This window comes from uncultured Brachyspira sp., assembly GCF_934747485.1.
Taxonomy (GTDB): domain Bacteria; phylum Spirochaetota; class Brachyspiria; order Brachyspirales; family Brachyspiraceae; genus Brachyspira.
In genome coordinates this window covers 1-18,768 of the sequence record NZ_CAKVGN010000059.1, presented here as the reverse complement: position 1 = coordinate 18,768, position 18,768 = coordinate 1, and the positions used below count along the sequence as shown (strand labels likewise).

Below are 18,768 nucleotides of genomic sequence, written 5' to 3'. Positions count from 1 at the left end.
TAAATTATGATACACCTATGCTATACTTTAAGAAATTAAGGAATTCCTAACTGCAATATGTCTGGCTCCTGTGCAAGGTTTTTACTTTCAACCCGCTTAAATTAAAAATAATATTAAAATTAATTTATTGTTTTGAAGACTCAAATTTTAAAGTATAAGTAACCTCAATCTCTTCACCATTAGGATCATTACCCTTTATCCATTTATATTTTATTGTAATATCTTTAGATACACCTCTTTCTAAAGTAAAATTATTAGGGTATGTTATAGTAGCAGAAGTAGATGAATTCTCGGTTATAGAACTGCTATCAATAACAAATACATCTTTTGAAGCATCATATTTTAATTTTAATATAGGTGCTGTCTTTTCTGCTATTTTTCCGCTTCCACCTTCGCCAAAATTGTCAGTATCTAAATATGTTCCTAAAAATGCTGCCTTTAAGGTATTATATTTATATACATTTGCTGATAAATCTATATAAACTTCTTTAGATTTAATATCTTTTATTTCATAACTCTTAGATAAAGTAAATTCTTTGTAACTTCCTATATTTATTTTAAGTTTATTGTAATCAAGGAAAGTAGATTCAGTAGCACTTACACCATCTGGATATAGTTCTTCTATATTTGCCGCTTCAACAGGTATATCGGCATCATATGCTGAACCTGCTATAGCATAAGTAAAATATCCCCATTCTAATTTAGAAGAATCAGGATAAGTTGGTTTTGCCCAATCTAAATAACCTGCTTTACTTCTTACACTTATATTTTTCAAGCTTTTTGCAGTTATTGTTACAGTATCTTTTGTAGTCTCTTCAGTTTTCATAGGCATATAAGGTGATCTGCCGTTTATTACACCCTCACGGGCTATCTCTCTAGTCAAATCTATTTTATTGCCTAAAACTCTCGGAGCATATATATTTTGAGATATAGAATCAGAACACCAAGAATATATTTCTATAGTGCCGTCTTTTTTTACTATACCAACAGGGTCATATTCATAAAAATATTTAATACCATCTACCTCAAAAATAGATTGACTATTTTCTTTATATTTAGCTTCCCAACCAAGTTCAACAGAGCCCCATTCTTCAGGAGCATATCTAACTAACATGTTTTTCCATTTTGTAGGAACAGCAAAAGCAAATACAAGCTTTGAGTATTTATCTATTGCTATTAAATAATTTTCTGTGCCTACCCCCATATATGAACCGTAAAATTTATAAAAATAGAATCTATCTAATCTATCACTTTTATTATATGAGCTATCTGCTCCAAAAGTAGGGTTTTTTGCTTTATACATATAGTATTTTACATTACCCATTTCATATCCGGCAGCTGATGTATTTTCACCATTATAATAGTATTCGTTTTTAGAAGAATCAAGAGGAGTCCATTGTCCTTCTTTAAGTTTATACGTAGGTCTATTGTTTCCGTCAAAATATGCTTCTATTACCATATTGTCAAGGTCAAGCACAAAACCGCCATAATCTGGTTCATTCCAAGGTTTATCGTTGTTTTCATTATTAAAAGGGTCTTCTTCTGGAGATAAACCTTCTCCTCCGCCTCCAATATCTATAGAATCATCTCCTGATGAAGTTGAACTTCCAATTTTATTACTATTATAGTAATACTTAGGGTTAAAGAAATGCCCTCCGCAAGACATAATAAATGTAGATATAAATAATATGTAAAGAATGTATTTTTTCATAATTACCTCTATATAATATAACCGTATATATGTTATAAAGGGCAAAGAAAAAATGACAAAAATTCAATGCCCTCATAATTACCTCTATATAATATAACCGTATATATGTTATAAAGGGCAAAGAAAAAATGACAAAAATTCAATGCCCTCATAATATAATACTATTTATTATCTTTTATCAGCTATCATCTCAAGCCCTGAATCTGAAGTAGGGTCTTCAGGGAAATTTATAGAGTGAAGCGTCATGCTGGAGCGTATAAGCTGTCCGTCATCTCTTAATACAACCCTGCTATAGTTGCCTAAAGTTCCTGACAAATCTAAACATTGATATTTAGCTGTCCAAGTATTAGCAGCGTCAGAATCAAATCGAGCAAGTTTGAAATGATACTCTACTGTTACCCATTTAGTATTAAATAATCCTCCATCATCATAAGTATATTTCATAGTAAATTCTGTACCATCTTCATTAAATGTATATTCCAAATCTTTAAGTTTACCGCCAATACTTAATGGGAATGTAGATGATGTTATACCGCCTATGCCTCCGCCTATAGCTCTTTCTCCATCTCTTTTGAAGTGTGAACTTCTAACTCTATCAGGGAATATAGGTCCATAATCTACAAAAGCGAAATCTATTATTGTGCCGCCTATTGATAAAGCTTCTATAGTTGTTCCTTCTTCATTTTTCATTAATATTACTGATTTAGTATCATCAGGATTATTAATATTTGTATATGTAGCCTTATCAGCTGAATTTACAACACTAAGTTTATAAATAGATGAATCTTTATTGCCTTCTGTAAAGTGTTCTTGTTTAATAGTTATAGTCTCTCCATTATCAGTTAATGAATAACTATATAATATCAAACTCTTGCCTGCATAGTCTTTAGACCATTGATCTAAATCTGCTATTTGTTCTTTATCAGCCGGTTTTGTAGAAGTATATCCGCTATAATCACGATATTTATATTCTTTGCTATTTAAAGTTTTTATATCTTCTTTAAATTTATTAGCATCTTCTTCTGAAGCCTCACTATCAGAAACTTTAAAAGGCATATAAGGAGAACGTCCAGGCTTATTATAAGTAGCCACAGCACGGTTAGTATCTCCGACTGTACCATTAAATTGAGGAGCATATAAATTATGAAGTCCTATAGAATCTAAACACCATTGATATATTTCTATAGTACCATCTTGTTTAACTATACCAACAGGATCATACTCATAAAAGTATTTAATGCCGTCAACAGCAAAATAAATCTTTTTCGGGTCTCCAGTAACATTGCCGTCTGCTTCCCAGCCTAATTCTACAGCCCCCCAAGTTTCAGGAGCATTTCTAACTATCATATTTTTCCACTTTGTAGGAACAGCGTATGCAAATACAAGCTTTGTGTATTTATCTATAGCTATCAAATAATTTAAACTTCCAACACTTAAATATTCTCCATAAAATTTATAGAAGTAAAATCTATCCATTCTTGAACTTTGATTATATGAAGAATTAATATCATAAGTAGGGTTTTTTTGTTTGTACATATAGTATTTTACACTGCTCATTGGATATCCAGCTGCAGTTGTGTCTTTACCATTATAATAATAATCATTCTTTCTTTCTGTACCCGGTATCCAAGTACCTGCTACTAATTTATAAGTAGGTCTGTTTTTTTCATCAAAAGATGCTTCTATTACAAGTTTATCAAGGTCTAATGTAAAACCGTTAGCATTTGGGTCATTAACTTCTGGTCTTTGGAATGGATCTTCCTCTGGAGATAAATTCTCATCTCCGCCGCCCAAATCCGGAGGAGTTTCTTCATTGTCTGACTGCTCCATTTTTGAACTATTTTTACCATAATAATATTTCGGATTAAAGTAAGTTCCGCCGCAAGACATAATAAATATAGAAATAATTGTAAATAATAATAAATAAATCTTTTTCATATTTTTCTCCATTTTTTTCAATGAAAAATTATTCCTAAAAATTATCCCTTAAATGCCAAACCTATAGTAAGTCCGAAATCTAAAGAGTTTATATAATATGAAGGCAAAGGTGTTTCTGTTGTGAAATTAGGTCTATTAGCTTGTAAAGCATGTAGTAAAGAATCAGGCATTGTTATATATTTAGGACTATATAAATTAAATCTTGTGTAAAGTCCTAATATTACCTCAACTCTATCATTTACAGGCTGATTATATTCAAGCATGAATTTTATACTAAGCATTAATGGGTTCATATTTTTTATCATAAAATCTGTTACTATTATTTCTCCTATTTCCGGCAAGCTATATGGAGTGCCTTTGAATAATAATTCTAATGCCTGAGGATTATCAGTATATGCTAAATACTCGGGTGATAAATCTGCTATCAATTTACCTCCTATATGGAGTCCTAATGATAATCTGCTGTTTAAGAAATATGCTTTAGTACCAACACCAAAACTTATTACAGGAGAATAGCTTACATTTATATACATATTAGCTTCTATTCCTTCGATTGTATTTCCAGCAACCTGACCAGCAAACCCATTACCAACACCAATAGAGGCAAATACGCTCATACCGCTAAATTTAGAAGGGTCCATTCCATTAAACCATCTCTTAGAGCCGAATAAATAACCAAGTTCTGCTTCTCCGTCCATAGTGTATCCTACAGCTCCTTTCATGTATGCTGCACCTAATTTATCTAAATCTGAATCACTTATAGAAGGTAATGTAGCAGTACCATTAAAATTTGCCTTTAATGCCCATACAAATCCTTCGTCAAATGAATAAAGGTTTAATGCCATAACAAAAAATATTATAATAAAACTTATTTTCTTTTCCATTTATAAACTCCCATTTATTAGCTTATCTCATAATTAAAGCATATAGCATATTTAATTTAAGTAAATATACATAATGCGTTTTTTGTCGAAAAATTCGTTTTGTATATAAATTTTTTAACATATATAATACATTTTGTACATATTTTACTACATAATGTAATTTGTGTATATTATTTTTTGTACATTTTTTAATAAGTGTCTATTATATTATCGTAATTTTAACCCATATATTTTTGTAAAACAGGAAAAAATAAATATTAATATGATTTATTAATTTAACATAATATAGATAACATATTATAAGTAACATAATACTGATAACATAATATAGACAATCAATATTGATTAATTGTAAAAAACAATATATCATAAAAAATAATGCTATTTTCAGGAGTTTTTTATATATGAGCGACAATTCTATAAAATATAGTTCACCCGGCAATTTAATTTCATTTGAGATTAATAAAAATTACAGTATATCAAACTTTAATGTAGATGAGAGTCTTTTAGATAAGGGTCAAAAAGAGCTTTTAGAAGAGATGATTGTATCCAGCATGAATGAGGCAATTTCGAGAGTAAAAGATTTGAATATTGATGATAATAAAAACGATAATTACAAAAATCCTTTTAATTCTTTTAATATGAAGGATATGGATAAGGCTTTTGCTGATATAACTAAGATGACAACAATAAAATACGATGAAAATGGCAAACCAATTATAAATATATCATTAGATGCCATAAATCCAGATATTATATCTAAAATGAATGATATTATTAACAACAATAACGATGATAAGGATAAAAATTGAGCAGTATTGATTCTTTAGATAAGCTTACGCAGATGATAGCAAGACTTCCGGGTATAGGTGGAAGGAGTGCTATGCGTATTGCTTTGTATTTATTTGACAGTGATGATGAATATTTAAATGAGTTATCTAATTCTATTTTATCACTGCATAAAAATATAAAGCTTTGCAGGGAATGTTATTCTTTGAGTGAGAATGATATTTGTAATATATGTGCAAGTGATAAAAGAGACAGAACAAAGCTTTGCGTAGTAGAGTCTTATACAGATATGCTTGCTATTGAAAAAACAGAAGAATATACTGGACTTTATCATGTTTTGGGCGGTTTAATAGAGCCTCTTAAGGGAATAGGCATTTCAGACATAAGAATAAAAGAGTTAATAGATAGAATTAAAAATAATATCTCAATAGAGGAAGTTATTATAGCATTTGGTGCTTCATTAGAGGCAGACACTACAGCATCATATATAAATAAAACTTTAAGAAATAATAATTTTGATAAAAAAATAAGCCGTATTACTTATGGTATATCATTAGCAAGCGATATTGAAAATGCTGATTCACGTTCATTAGCAAGAAGCATAGCAGACAGAGTAGTCATGCAGTAGGGTAGTATATAGTAAAAATTTTAAGTTTATTGAAATCTGTTTTTTGTTTTAATTATTTTTGGGGACTAGCCACCGTCACCCCCAGTTTTTTTACCGAGTAGGTACCTTTCGGTATTGGTATAAAAGAACCTCATATCCTTCGGATACGCTTCGCGAAAAACTGCATTTTTTATCTCAAATCATATTTATATATGTTTTTATTTCTATTTTTTTTCTATGCACTTTTTGCAACTTTGACGAAGTCCGCACAGCGACCGAAGGAAGTACCTGTGGTACGAAGGCGGGAAAAAGTTGAATAAAATAAACTTATTGACAAAATATATTTTTTCAGCATATAATTAATTAAAGCACTATTCTGTCATTGCCTTGTCTTTTTACCAACTTTTCTCTCTCTAAAGCATTAAGTATTGGTATGGTGTATTTTCTCGATAACCCTGTTCTCTCTTTAACTAATGCTATAGTGATAATATCATTTTTTTTAGTGTTTTTCATTATTAGGCTTTTTACTCTGTTATAAACTTCTGTATGATAATATAAGCCTTCATCAAGGTAGGTGGCATATTTTAATGCAGTTAGAGTTTTTATATCTTTTATTCCATTGTTAATAGTTTTTATAGTTTTTTCATCTAAGCCATTTAAATCTTCTTTTTTTAATTTGTCAATAAGCATTTTCTGTGAATTGGTAAGCTGCACTGTATCAACATATTTTTTATATATATTATTGTCTAATGACATAATAATTTTATTTTCGAGTAAATAATCAATAAAAGGCTTTGTAAATGAAGTTTCTATATTAAGATAATTTTTTATATCTTCAAAAGAAAATCCATCTTTTTTAACTTCTATCAATTTTTTTATTCTTTCAGCTGCTTCTTTTAGATAATCTTTTTTTACAAAGTAGTTAGCAAGTTTTACAGCATATTCCGGCATATTACCATTAGCTAAACTATATCCATTTACACTCATTACCAAATCAGTATATTTTTTTCTCTCTATTTTGCCTAAGAAATCTGAAGCCCTATCCATAATATTTTTTCTAATAAATGGAGTAGTTTTCTCTCCCCAAAAGACATCACCCGTACCAATGATGGCACTTCCTCCATGGCTAATAAGTATTCCTCTCTCCTTCCAAAATACTGCTATAGGCTCATCAAATTTTAATCTTATAAATCTTCTGTCTATTTCTTTGCTGTCGTCTCTTTTATCATTATTATCTTGCTTTTTATATAAAGGTATAATCTGAGCTACTAAGCATTCTGTGCCAATGGCAAACTCAGCATTTTTTATCTTTCTCAAATAATCAACATCACTATTTCCAAGCAATTCTAATATTATTTCATCTGTTAGAAAGACATTTTCCTCTTTAGAGCATAATAAATGCCCCCTTCTTATCTCTTCTTTTTTGATGTTTTTTAAATTCAAAGCAACCCTCGAAGTAGAATGCACAATTTCTCTGTCTTGATGATATGACTGAATATTTCTTATAGATACTTCTCTTTTAGTAGGGTAGTGTATGAGAGTATCGTCTCTTTTAATGTCGCCGCCTTTAATACTTCCTGTAATCGTAAGACCAGCACCCTTTATAGAAAATACTCTATCTACATAAATATGAGTTTTTATCTCTTCTTTTGTTTTGTCATTTATCAATATATTTGTAACTCTTTCTTTTAATAAATCTATATTAGTGCCATTTAAAGCAGATACTTTTATTGTTTCTATATCTCTTTGAAATATTCTATATAAGTTTTTTTTAATACTATCTTCAGATTCTTTTAATTTATTATCATCGACGAGGTCAATTTTATTTATTACGCATACAATGTTTTTTATTCCCAAAGCCAAAGCTACTTTAGCATGCTCCTCTGTCATATTCATCCAGCCCTCATTGGCACATACAACAAGCATAACTAAATCCAAGCTCCACATACCCGCAACCATATTCCTAATAAATCTTTCATGACCCGGAACATCTATTACCCCAATAGTAATATCATCATTAGGCTTAAAAAATCCAAATCCCAAATCAATAGTCATCTCTCTTTTCTTCTCTTCAGGTAAACGCATCATAGCAATACCCGTTAAAGCTTTTATTAATTCTGATTTACCATGATCAACATGCCCAGCAGTTCCTATAATTTTATTCATTGACATTTCCTTAAATAAAAAATTACTCGCCCTAATAATTAAATTAATACTTTATTAAACTAATTTTTTTTAAATTTTTATAAATATTCTTTTTCTATATGCTTTAATACACTATATACATACTCAATATCTCTCTCTTCTATTGTTAAAACATATAATAATACATAGTCTTTCTTTATTTTTGATATAATAGGAGTATCTAAATTATGCAAATATTTTATAGTCTCTTTAATGTTTTTAGGCTTAAAACTTATAGCATAAGAAATATAAAAAGTATCAGCCATAGCACCGCCGCCAGTCTCCACATATTCCTCAACTACATCAAACCCCTTTAAATCATTAATAATTCTAAACGCTTTTTGCTTTACAGCTTCTTCATTAATAGACAACAACCTTTCACAATAACCTTTAAATTGCCCCTCTGTGTTTAATCTTTTTATAACATTTTTCTCTAATATAGAAAGCACAGTTTTACCGCATCTAAAAGCTCTCATAAGAGGATGCTTATATATTTTAGCTATATATTCTTTCTTTCCAACTATAATGCCCGCCTGCACACTTGAAAACATCTTATCTCCAGAAAAACATACCAAATCAACACCCGCTTTTAATGCTGATTTTATATGCTCCTCTTCAGACATGCTCTCATCAAATATTCCAGCACCCTCATCATAAACTAATGGTATATTGTTTGGTATAGCATCTTTAATTTTTTTAAATGATGGGCTTTTTACAAAACCTCTGATTTTAAAATTGGAAGTATGTACTTTTAATATCATAGCAGTATTTTCTGTTATAGCTTCTTTATAATCATTAACAGTTACTATGTTTGTAGTGCCTATTTCAACAAGTTTAGCACCAGCTTCTCTTAATATGTCTGGTATTCTAAAGCCGCCGCCTATTTGTACCTGTTCTCCTCTTGATACTATAACTTCTTTTTCTTCAGCAAATGTTTTTAATATTAAAAATACGGCAGCCGCATTATTATTAACAACTAAAGCATCTTCAGCACCTGTGAGTTTAGCTAATAATGTGTATAGAAACTCACCCCTTAAACCTCTTCCTTCTTTGTTTATATTATATTCGAGGTTATTGCTGTATATATTTAAATCTTTTACTTCTTGCCATATATCTTCATCAATAGGAGAACGTCCTAAATTGGTGTGCATGATAGTGCCTGTGGCATTTATTACTCTTTTTATAGGGAGATTTGACTTTTCTTTTAATCTTGTTTCACATAATTTAATAATATCTTCTTTGCTGTAATGAGTATTTGGATTATTTTTTAATTCTGCTCTTAATTTTTCTAATATTTCTCTGATAATATCAGTAACTATAGGACGGGATAAAATTTTATGATATGGTTTAATAGAATCATGTTCCAATACGGTATTGGTTTGAATTAAGTTAAAATTATTATTCAATTTTGCAGCCTCCTTTTCTTAATAAAAATATATTATTCCTCAAGAATAAGAGACTATTTTTAATGCTTTATTAGTAATATAATCATACTATTAATTTTAATAATCGCTTATTTATCGGAAGAGGCAGGAGTTGAACCTGCCAACGTTGCTATAACGTCCAACGCTTTTGAAGAGCGCGGAGCCCACCGGGACTCATCTACCTCCAAGCTTTTTTAATGATATATTACTTTTTGTTTTATGTCAACGATTTATATTTTTTAGTTTAATTAAAGGTCTAAATCTTCTACTTTTTCTATTTTTGTAATTAAATATGTGAGAAGCAGATTTTTTAATATAGGCTCTACATCTGGATTGAGATTCATCATATATAATTTTATTTTTAGTGATTGTAGATTTTTGTAGAGCTTCAATATTTTTGCTATTCCGGCACTATTAATTTCTTTAGTGTTTTTTAAGTCAAGTATTACAATAGGCATTCTAATAGAAGCAGCTTCTTCAGATTCATTAACAAACCTATATATTTCTTCGGAACTACAAAGATTAGCTTCAGGAACTATAGATATATACACATCATTAAACTCTATAGCCATTTGATTAATCCTTTTATTAGAGATAAAAAAGAATGTGGGCAGGGAGGGATTCGCACCCCCGTAGACTCACGTCGACAGATTTACAGTCTGCTGCCATTGACTGCTCGGCCACCTACCCGCATCAATCGAAAATTGATGTTTGCTATACTAACATAAAATAAAAAAATGTCAAGTATTTCTACTGTTTTTATGATTTATTTTTTTAATTAATATTTTTATAATTATTTTTTTATCTGTATTTTTTCAGTATTATAAAATTATTTTGCAGTATTGTAAAAGATTTGTAGTAAATAGATGCAAATCTTTGCTTTAATAATTTTTTTAGTTATTTTTATTTAGGTTATTATTATTTTTTATTTTAAATATAAATAACAATAATATAGCTTTTTATGCATAAAAAATGCACAAAAACTTATGCTACTAAGAGTTAATATAAAAGATAATATTGACTTTATGCTGAAATTATGTTATGTTATAAATGTTTGAAGAGTATTTTATAAGAAGAAAGTATATAAAAATAATGAGGTGGAAGGTATGGACTTGGTTATAATAATCACCTCTGTTGTAGTTGCGTTTGTTTTTGGATATATAACCCGCTGGGTAATAGCTAAAATTAACCTTAATTCAGCGGAGATAATAAGACAAAATATGCTTCGCGATGCTAAAGAGCAAGCTGAAAATGAAAGAAAAAATATTATTTCAGAGGCTAATTTAGAATTACAAAAAGAGCGTAATAGATTAGAAAATGAAAATAAAGAAAGAAGATCAGAAATTCAAAAATTAGAGAATAGGGTACTACAACGAGAGGCTAATTTAGACAAAAAAACTCAATATTTGGAAAATAAAGAACATAATATTGAGAATAAATTGAAGAAAATTAAAGAGCAAGAAGAGAAATTGGATGCCCTTCTTGAAGAAGAAAAAAAAGAGCTTGAGAAAATAGCAGGCTTTACTCGTGAAGAAGCTAAAAATACTTTAATGATAGAAATAGAGGAAGATGCTAAAAAGGCTGCTTCAAAGATAGTAGATAACATAGAAAAGAATGCTATAGAGGCTGGAGAGAAAAAGGCTAGAGAGATAATTGTTCAAACTATACAGAGAATATCTAGCGATGTTACTCAAGAGTCTTCGGTTACTTCTGTTTCTTTGCCTAGTGAAGAGATGAAAGGAAGAATTATAGGCAGAGAGGGAAGAAATATCAGAATGCTTGAAACACTCACAGGAGTTGATATTATTATAGATGATACTCCTGAGGCTGTTGTTATATCTTGTTTTGACCCTGTAAGAAAGCATATCGCTAAAGTTTCATTAGAAAAGCTTATATTAGATGGAAGAATTCACCCTGCAAGAATAGAAGAGATTGTTGAGAAAACAAGAAGAGAAGTAGAAGATTCTATTATGACAGCAGGTGAGAATGCTATTGCTGATTTAAATCTTACTACTATGCATCATGAACTTGTTAGACATATGGGCAGACTTCAATATAGAACAAGTTATGGTCAGAATATGCTTCTTCATAGTAAGGAAGTTGCTAATATTGCTGCTATGATTGCTGCCGAAATTGGAGCTAATGTAGAAATGGCTAAGAGAAGTGCATTTTTGCATGATGTTGGAAAGGCTATAGAGATTGAGGGAGAAGGCTCTCATGCTATGAGCGGAGCTGATTTAGCTAAAAGATGCGGAGAGAGAGAAGAAGTTGTTAATGCTATAAGGGCTCATCATAATGATGTAGAGACTCAAACTGTTGAGGCTGTTATAGTAAAAGCGGCTGATGCTATTAGTGCTGCTCGTCCGGGTGCTAGAATGGAATCTTTTGAAAATTATATTAAAAGACTTGATGATTTGGAAAAGATTGCTGATAGTATTGATGGAGTTGAAAAGTCTTTTGCTATACAGGCTGGAAGAGAGCTTAGAGTAATGACTAAGAGTGATGTGGTTGATGATGTTAAGGCTAAGCAGATTGCAAGAGATATTGCTAAGAGAATAGAAGATGAGCTTAAATATCCCGGTATTATTAGAGTTACTGTTATTAGAGAGACTAGGGCAGTTGAGGTTGCTAGATAATAATAAAGGTTTATTTTATGGCTGTTAAAAACATACTATGTCTTGGCGATATTGTTGGGGTTACGGGCAGATATGCTGTAAGAAGGCATTTGGAAGAGATTAAATTAGAGCATAATATAGATTTTGTTATAGCTAATGGTGAAAATGCAGCTAATGGAGTTGGGATTACCAGAGATACTGCCGCAGAGCTATTTAATTCTGGTATAGATGTACTCACCACTGGTAACCATGTTTGGAACAATAGAGATGTATTTGCCTTAATTGGTAATGAAAATAGGCTTCTTCGTCCGTATAATTATCCTAATGAATCTCCCGGGCTTGGTTATTATATATATGACTCAGATGATTTTAAAATAGGCGTACTTAACCTAATGGGCAGAACTTTTTTAGAGCCTTTAGATTGTCCTTTCAAAAAAGCTAATATTGCTATTAAACATCTAAAAGAAAAAACTAATATTATATTTATAGATTTTCATGCTGAGGCTACGGCCGAAAAAATTGCATTCTCATATTATCTTGAAGGGCAGGTAACTTGTATTTTCGGAACTCATACTCATGTTCAAACTGCTGATGAAAAGATACTCTCTTCTCATACTGCTTATATATCTGATATTGGTATGTGCGGAAGTTATGATTCTGTTATAGGCATGAAAAAAGAAGCTGCTATTGCAAGATTTGTCAGCAAAATACCTCATAGATTTGAGGTTGAAACTACTAACCCTATGATTAATGGTATAATAGTACAAGTAGATACTCAAACTGGAAAGGCTTCTTCTATTAAAAGAATTAATATAGTATATAATAATGATCAAGTTGAAAGACTTGAAAAGTAAATATTATGCCGAATACTAAATTGTTTTTTAGACATTTTTTTATTTTTTATATAAAAGTAGCTTTAATACATACATTAACTTATTTTATTTTTGGACTATTATTTTCAAATATTTTCGATTATTCTACAATTTATAGTTATAATGTTGTTAATAATTTTATGCGTAATTTTGATTCGCCTCTAATATTATTAGGACCTTTTTTACAGCCTATAAGAGCTATATTTATTGCTATTGCTCTATATCCTATAAGAAATATTATAGCTACCAAATTGGGATTCTTGAAATTATGGATAATATTAGTATTTATTGGAATTATAGCAACACCAGCAGCAGCTCCTTCATCTTTAGAGGGTATAATATATACTCAGCTTCCGATTGAATATCATCTTATGTCTCTTCCAGAGCTTTTACTTCAAACTTTTACTTTTTCTATTTTGCTATGGGTCGTTGAATTATTGCCGCATAAAGATAAAAATTTTTCTAATAGACTTTTTTTATTAAAAATAATTTTCTCTCTAATTTTTGCTTTGTTTGGAATGTTTTTGATTTCTGTTTCTGGGTTAATTATAATAAACTTTTTAGAAATTGATTATACGAATATTAAATTAGATAAAGAGACTATATCATATTTAACTGCTATATTGATATTAACCATAATAGTTTCTTATGGTTTTGCTAATAAAGTTGCTAAAAATAAAATATGGCTTTTGCTTATTATTCCTTTAATTTTTGTTATATATTTAGTTTTACCTTATTTCTATAATTACTTTTTTAATACAGCATACAATACAAAAATAGCTTTAATTCCTTATGCCTCAAGTTCTGTTTTAATGTCTTTTATATATTATGTTATATTTGCATTATTTTACGGACGCATAGTAAAAAATAAAAATATAGAAAATACTAATAAAACTATTCCAAGAAATAATGATTTGGAAATTGAAAATATAGAAAGTAATGACAAAAACAGTGAAGATATAAATAATACTTCATTAGATAATGAAAATAAAGAAGATTCTAACAGTAATTAGTTTTACATATGTTATTAAGACATATTGTAGTTAATGTCCTTAAAAATGTATAAAATGTATATTAATAATTGATAATTTTATATTTATTTTTCTTTTTTATGAATATTTATAAGTTTTTTTCAAAAAGACATTATTTACTTTTTGTCTTTTTTTCTATATAATATCTACAAATATTTAAAAGTGTTTATTTTGGAATTATTATGAAAAGAATGTTTTTTTATATAATATTATTAACATATTCAACAGCATTATTTGGATTTAAAGATATTGAGAGGGAAGATTCTTTCAGTTCTTCTAAATTTAATGATTGGCTTTTAATTGCTACTTTTAATTCGGACAATGTTCCTTCTTTTAAGTTTGTGAACAAGCATGATGATAAAGACTGGGAGAGTTTAGATTCAGCTAAAAATGAGTATTATTACAAAGGCGATAATAGCAAGGCGGGGATATTTGCTATATACAATATGAAGTATTATCAATATAGGGGATATAACCCTCTTTATACAAAATCATTAAATAGTAAATATTCTAATATGCTTAAGCGTTTTTATTTTTATAGATTTAGCGGTAAGGGTGCTGGATTAATTGCTTTAGATAATTCGCTTGTAGCAGTTGATACTTATTCAAAATATGTTTATATATATGGTATGCCTATAAGAGAGAAGTCTACTTTTGGTGTTGATGTGCCTTTAGAATGGGGGGCAGCTGATACTAATATGGCTACAGGAAAAGATTTTATGCCTTTTTATATGTATGACCCTGTAGGACATGTTAATGAAGATGGAAGTGTTGTGCTTTATGACCAATATAAAGACTCTTTTTTAGATAAAGAAAAACGCTATAAACCTGTATTTAATAACAAATCTATATACAGATAATTGACATTATTTTAAAATATATCATAATATTTGCATTATGAATAATTTTGATGAAAAGCCTATATTAGATTATATAAAAAAATATCTCCCATTTAGAGAAGAGCATATACTTTCAACAAGAGATTTATCTGTAAAACTTGCGAAGCATTATAATATTGATGTTAATAAGGCATCTTTAGCAGCATTGTGTCATGATTTGGGCAAGAGATATAAAGAAGAAGAGATGCGAAAAATAATATTAGAGTATGATAAAAAAGAATACCCTAAACATATCACTTCTGCTTTGCTTCATGCGAGGGTAAGTGCCATAATAACAATAGAAGAGTTTCATATAAAAGATGATGATATAATATCTGCCATAGAAAGCCATACAGTGGGGCATGCTAATATGAGTATGCTTGAAAAGATTATATATGCATCAGACTATCTTGAGCCTACGCGTAAATTAGAAACTGCTGATAAATTAAGAGAAGAGATTTTTATTAATTTTGATGAAGCATTTTTAAAAGTTGTATTAGAGTCAATATATTTTGTACTTTCAAAAAAACAGTATTTATCTGATAAAACTATAGAGCTATATAATTCATTAGTGATTAAATAATAAAGGTATTTATGAAAAGAGCGTATATAATATTTGTAGCAGATTCCAGAGAATATAGAAATAAAAAAATTAATATAGACAATATTTTAACAGAGCTCTCTATGCTATGCGATACTGCGGGGTATGAGATAGCTGATAGATTTTCTTTTATACAGCAAAAGATAGTGGCAGGCACTTATATAGGCACAGGTAAGCTTGAATCTTTAAAAGAGAGTGCTATAGCTGACAATGTAGAATATTTTGTTTTTGACAACGAGCTTAGCGGTTCGCAGGTTAATGCTATAGAAGAAGGCTCTAATATAAAAGCATTAACGAGAACAGAGATTATATTAGAGATATTTGCAATGCGTGCCAAAACACTCACAGCAAGAATGCAAGTAGAGTTGGCGTTTTTGGAGTTTGAATATCCAAGATTAAAGGGTAAGAGAAGCAATTTAAGCCAAGTGAGAGGGGTAATAGGTTTAAGAGGCGGAGCAGGAGAGAAACAACTTGAGTACGACAGAAGAAGGGCAAGAGAGAGAATACATAAACTAAAAACTCAATTAAGCAAAGTAGAAAAATCTGCAAGCACAGGAAGAAAGGGAAGAGGCTCTGCTTTTAGAATAGCTATTGTAGGTTATACCAATGCTGGCAAAAGCACTTTATTTAATCTTTTATGTAAAGAAGATACCTATGTAGAAGATAAACTTTTTGCTACGTTAGACACTCATACAAGAAAGCTTTATTTATCTGATGATGCACCTGTTGAAGCTATTATTAGCGATACTGTTGGTTTTATAGACAGGCTTCCGCATACTTTAATAGCTTCTTTTAAGTCTACATTATCTGAAGTGGTAGAGGCTGATTTGCTTTTGCATTTGGTTGATTCTACAGATGAATATATTGAAGAGAAACTCATTAATGTTGAAGCTACAATAAAAGAGATAGAAGCTTCAAATATAAAACGAGTGATGGTATTTAACAAAGTTGACAGTTTGGAAGAAAATCAAAAAAACAAAATACTTACCATGTATGATGATGCAATTTTTATTAGTGCCAAAAACAATATAAATATAGATATATTGAGAGAAAAAATATTAAAAATAATTTTAGAGTCTTTTAATAACGGTTGATAATTTATATTTTTAGTATATACTGAATCAAATACGTTTTACCAATTTCTATATTTTTTATAGATGTATTATTAACTTTTTGCTATATATTTAGTATAACTAAAGTTGGATTTTTCAAATGCAGTCCTTTTGCTTCTTTGGGTCACCAAAAGAAGTGGGGTGCGGGGCAAAGCCCTGCAAGTATTTTAATTTCCAAAATACAATTTTTGACAAAACGTAAAATTTTAATATATCATTAATACAAAATTTTTTAAGGGAAATATGTTATGCGTTTATCGAAATTATTTATGCCAACACTAAAAGAAGCTCCAAATGATGCTATAATAGCTTCTAATAAATTAATGATAAGAGCAGCACTTGCAAGAAAAATATCTAATGGTCTTTATTCTTATTTGCCTTTAGGTGTGAGGGTGTTAAATAAAATATCCAACATAATACGCGAAGAGATGGATGCAATAGGCTCTAATGAATGCATAATGCCTATACTTGTTTCAAAAGAATTATTAACGCCTTCTGGAAGATGGGAGAGATTTAAAAAAGAATTATTTAGATTAAAAGATAGAAATGATGTTGATATGGCAATGGGTCCTACTCATGAAGAAGCTTTTACTATTACAGCTCAAAATGAAATACAGTCTTATAAAGATTTACCTGTTACATTATATCAAATACATACAAAATTTAGAGATGAGATTCGTCCAAGATTTGGTGTGATTCGCTCTAAAGAGTTTACAATGAAAGATGCTTATTCATTTCATATCACTAAAGAATGTCTTGACAAAACTTATAATGATATGAGCCGTGCTTATACAAAAATATTTAAGAGAATGGGGCTTGATACAGTAAGCGTAAAGGCAGACAGCGGAGCAATGGGCGGAGAAGGAAGCGAAGAGTTTATGGTGTTAAGTGAAGTAGGCGAGGAAACCATTATTTTCTGCTCAAAATGTAATTATAGGGCTAATGTTGAAAAGGCTAATGTGAGAGAAGATGAAGAGGCTAAGTCTTATACTGATAAAGCATTAGAAGAAGTGTATACTCCAGATATAAAAACAATCGAAGATTTAGAGAAATCCTTTAATACTTCTTCAAAGAATTTTATTAAAAGCATAATATACAAAACAGAAGAAGATGAAGTAATATTAGTTGCCGTTAGAGGCGATTTAGAGATAAACGAAACAAAGCTTTCAAATGCTTTAGGAGGGCTTGATATTGAACTTGCTTCTGAAGAGGTTATAAAAGAGGTTACAGGGGCGAGGGTTGGTTTTGCTTCTCCTATTGGTTTAAAGAAAAAGATAAGAATATTTGCAGATAAGTCTGTAAAATCTGTAGCTGATGCAATAGTTGGCGGAAACAAAGATGATACGCATATAAAAAATGTTAATATAAACAGAGATTTTAATGTAGATGTGTGGGGCGATTTTAGAGTTGCTAAAGAGGGCGATATGTGTCCAGAATGCGGAGAGAAATTGTATCAGAAAAAAGGTTTAGAGCTTGGACATATATTTAAGTTAGGAGACAAATATACTCAGGCATTTAATTTTACTGTATTAGATGAAAACAATAAGGCAATTACTCCTATAATGGGCTGTTATGGTATTGGTGTTAATAGGGCTTTGGCTTCTGTAATAGAGCAGAATTATGATGACAAGGGTATAATATTTCCTATAAGTGTTGCTCCTTATGAAGCTATAGTTGTGGCAATAGATAAAGAGACTGAAGACTCATTCAAAAAAGCAGAAGAGATATATAATGCTTTAAGTGCTATTGGTGTTGAAACTATGTTTGATGACAGAAAAGAGAGACTTGGTGTTAAACTTAATGACTGCGATTTGATTGGTGTGCCTATGAGAATAATAATAGGTAAAAAATCACTTGAGCGTGGTGTTGTTGAGTTTAAGTTAAGGAGAGATTCAGAAAGTGTTGAAGTTAAGCTTGAAGATATAGTTGAATATGTAAAGGCAAAAAAGAAAGAATTATTTGATGAGATAAACTCTAAATTATGAATATTATAAGTATATACCTAAACAACTATGTTTTGTAATTTTTTATATTTGTATAAAAATATGGGGCTGTCCTAGATAACTAAAAAAGCTCCTTTCTTGCTAAATTATATATAATTTCCAACTGTTTTTCAACTTTT

15 protein-coding genes and 2 tRNA genes are annotated in these 18,768 nt (G+C 29.8%); 9 read left to right on the top strand and 8 right to left on the bottom strand.

Going from position 1 to position 18,768, the window contains the following annotated elements; genetic code table 11:
• Nucleotides 1–124: 124 nt before the first annotated feature.
• The 3 genes from Q0H31_RS10385 to Q0H31_RS10375 all read right to left on the bottom strand — a co-directional run bounded on the left by Q0H31_RS10385 (nucleotide 125) and on the right by Q0H31_RS10375 (nucleotide 4,533).
• Complete coding sequence (locus Q0H31_RS10385; RefSeq protein WP_295297922.1) at nucleotides 125–1,711, bottom strand: hypothetical protein; 1,587 nt, start codon at nucleotides 1,709–1,711, stop codon at nucleotides 125–127.
• Nucleotides 1,712–1,879: 168 nt separating this feature from the next.
• Entirely contained in the window at nucleotides 1,880–3,649 is a 1,770-nt protein-coding gene (locus tag Q0H31_RS10380; RefSeq protein ID WP_295297920.1) for a hypothetical protein, read from the bottom strand.
• A gap of 41 nt (nucleotides 3,650–3,690) precedes the next feature.
• Nucleotides 3,691–4,533 (bottom strand): hypothetical protein, encoded by an 843-nt coding sequence (locus Q0H31_RS10375; RefSeq protein ID WP_295297918.1) that lies wholly within the window; start codon nucleotides 4,531–4,533, stop codon nucleotides 3,691–3,693.
• Between the two features lie 404 nt (nucleotides 4,534–4,937).
• Here Q0H31_RS10375 and Q0H31_RS10370 point away from each other — a divergent pair, with 404 nt between their 5' ends.
• On the top strand, nucleotides 4,938–5,345 hold the full coding sequence (locus Q0H31_RS10370) for a YbaB/EbfC family nucleoid-associated protein (RefSeq protein ID WP_295297916.1): 408 nt from the start codon (nucleotides 4,938–4,940) through the stop codon (nucleotides 5,343–5,345).
• Nucleotides 5,342–5,950, top strand: a complete 609-nt coding sequence (gene recR, locus Q0H31_RS10365; RefSeq protein WP_295297914.1) for a recombination mediator RecR — start codon at nucleotides 5,342–5,344, stop codon at nucleotides 5,948–5,950. The genes Q0H31_RS10370 and recR overlap by 4 nt, the downstream gene beginning before the upstream one ends.
• Nucleotides 5,951–6,292: 342 nt before the next feature.
• Here recR and selB read toward each other — a convergent pair whose 3' ends face one another.
• The 5 genes from selB to Q0H31_RS10340 form a co-directional block, all read right to left on the bottom strand.
• Entirely contained in the window at nucleotides 6,293–8,095 is a 1,803-nt protein-coding gene (gene selB, locus Q0H31_RS10360) for a selenocysteine-specific translation elongation factor (protein WP_295297912.1), read from the bottom strand.
• A 77-nt stretch (nucleotides 8,096–8,172) separates the two neighbouring features.
• On the bottom strand, nucleotides 8,173–9,519 hold the full coding sequence (gene selA, locus Q0H31_RS10355) for an L-seryl-tRNA(Sec) selenium transferase (protein ID WP_295297910.1): 1,347 nt from the start codon (nucleotides 9,517–9,519) through the stop codon (nucleotides 8,173–8,175).
• Nucleotides 9,520–9,633: 114 nt separating this feature from the next.
• Nucleotides 9,634–9,723: transfer RNA gene (locus tag Q0H31_RS10350), tRNA-Sec, on the bottom strand.
• Nucleotides 9,724–9,785: 62 nt separating this feature from the next.
• Entirely contained in the window at nucleotides 9,786–10,109 is a 324-nt protein-coding gene (locus tag Q0H31_RS10345; protein ID WP_295297908.1) for an STAS domain-containing protein, read from the bottom strand.
• A 35-nt stretch (nucleotides 10,110–10,144) separates the two neighbouring features.
• A tRNA-Tyr gene (locus Q0H31_RS10340) sits at nucleotides 10,145–10,227 on the bottom strand.
• Nucleotides 10,228–10,643: 416 nt separating this feature from the next.
• On the opposite strand from Q0H31_RS10340, the gene rny reads away from it, so the two are divergent.
• The 7 genes from rny to Q0H31_RS10305 all read left to right on the top strand — a co-directional run bounded on the left by rny (nucleotide 10,644) and on the right by Q0H31_RS10305 (nucleotide 18,631).
• Nucleotides 10,644–12,173, top strand: coding sequence for a ribonuclease Y (gene rny, locus Q0H31_RS10335; protein ID WP_295297906.1), 1,530 nt, complete (start codon nucleotides 10,644–10,646; stop codon nucleotides 12,171–12,173).
• A gap of 17 nt (nucleotides 12,174–12,190) precedes the next feature.
• The gene (locus tag Q0H31_RS10330) at nucleotides 12,191–13,006 is read left to right on the top strand and encodes a TIGR00282 family metallophosphoesterase (protein WP_295297904.1); all 816 of its coding nucleotides are present in this window, start codon (nucleotides 12,191–12,193) and stop codon (nucleotides 13,004–13,006) included.
• Nucleotides 13,007–13,011: 5 nt separating this feature from the next.
• Nucleotides 13,012–14,037: a hypothetical protein gene (locus tag Q0H31_RS10325; protein ID WP_367117134.1), complete on the top strand. Its 1,026-nt coding sequence runs from the start codon at nucleotides 13,012–13,014 to the stop codon at nucleotides 14,035–14,037.
• 200 nt (nucleotides 14,038–14,237) lie between these two features.
• On the top strand, nucleotides 14,238–14,915 hold the full coding sequence (locus Q0H31_RS10320) for a hypothetical protein (RefSeq protein ID WP_295297900.1): 678 nt from the start codon (nucleotides 14,238–14,240) through the stop codon (nucleotides 14,913–14,915).
• A gap of 37 nt (nucleotides 14,916–14,952) precedes the next feature.
• Nucleotides 14,953–15,516: a bis(5'-nucleosyl)-tetraphosphatase (symmetrical) YqeK gene (gene yqeK / locus Q0H31_RS10315; RefSeq protein ID WP_295297898.1), complete on the top strand. Its 564-nt coding sequence runs from the start codon at nucleotides 14,953–14,955 to the stop codon at nucleotides 15,514–15,516.
• 11 nt (nucleotides 15,517–15,527) lie between these two features.
• Entirely contained in the window at nucleotides 15,528–16,628 is a 1,101-nt protein-coding gene (gene hflX / locus Q0H31_RS10310; RefSeq protein WP_295297896.1) for a GTPase HflX, read from the top strand.
• A 266-nt stretch (nucleotides 16,629–16,894) separates the two neighbouring features.
• Nucleotides 16,895–18,631 carry a proline--tRNA ligase gene (locus Q0H31_RS10305; RefSeq protein ID WP_295297894.1) on the top strand — a complete coding sequence of 579 codons (1,737 nt, stop codon included), beginning with the start codon at nucleotides 16,895–16,897 and terminating at the stop codon, nucleotides 18,629–18,631.
• Nucleotides 18,632–18,768: the final 137 nt, after the last annotated feature.

Excerpts from the sequence above, each read along its gene's own strand:
- Q0H31_RS10385 (WP_295297922.1), bottom strand. The coding sequence starts at position 1,711 with ATGAAAAAATACATTCTTTACATATTATTTATATCTACATTTATTATG.
- Q0H31_RS10380 (WP_295297920.1), bottom strand. The coding sequence starts at position 3,649 with ATGAAAAAGATTTATTTATTATTATTTACAATTATTTCTATATTTATT.
- Q0H31_RS10375 (WP_295297918.1), bottom strand. The coding sequence starts at position 4,533 with ATGGAAAAGAAAATAAGTTTTATTATAATATTTTTTGTTATGGCATTA.
- Q0H31_RS10370 (WP_295297916.1), top strand. The coding sequence starts at position 4,938 with ATGAGCGACAATTCTATAAAATATAGTTCACCCGGCAATTTAATTTCA.
- selB (WP_295297912.1), bottom strand. The coding sequence starts at position 8,095 with ATGAATAAAATTATAGGAACTGCTGGGCATGTTGATCATGGTAAATCA.
- Q0H31_RS10345 (WP_295297908.1), bottom strand. The coding sequence starts at position 10,109 with ATGGCTATAGAGTTTAATGATGTGTATATATCTATAGTTCCTGAAGCT.
- rny (WP_295297906.1), top strand. The coding sequence starts at position 10,644 with ATGGACTTGGTTATAATAATCACCTCTGTTGTAGTTGCGTTTGTTTTT.
- Q0H31_RS10330 (WP_295297904.1), top strand. The coding sequence starts at position 12,191 with ATGGCTGTTAAAAACATACTATGTCTTGGCGATATTGTTGGGGTTACG.
- Q0H31_RS10325 (WP_367117134.1), top strand. The coding sequence starts at position 13,012 with ATGCCGAATACTAAATTGTTTTTTAGACATTTTTTTATTTTTTATATA.
- Q0H31_RS10320 (WP_295297900.1), top strand. The coding sequence starts at position 14,238 with ATGAAAAGAATGTTTTTTTATATAATATTATTAACATATTCAACAGCA.
- yqeK (WP_295297898.1), top strand. The coding sequence starts at position 14,953 with ATGAATAATTTTGATGAAAAGCCTATATTAGATTATATAAAAAAATAT.
- hflX (WP_295297896.1), top strand. The coding sequence starts at position 15,528 with ATGAAAAGAGCGTATATAATATTTGTAGCAGATTCCAGAGAATATAGA.
- Q0H31_RS10305 (WP_295297894.1), top strand. The coding sequence starts at position 16,895 with ATGCGTTTATCGAAATTATTTATGCCAACACTAAAAGAAGCTCCAAAT.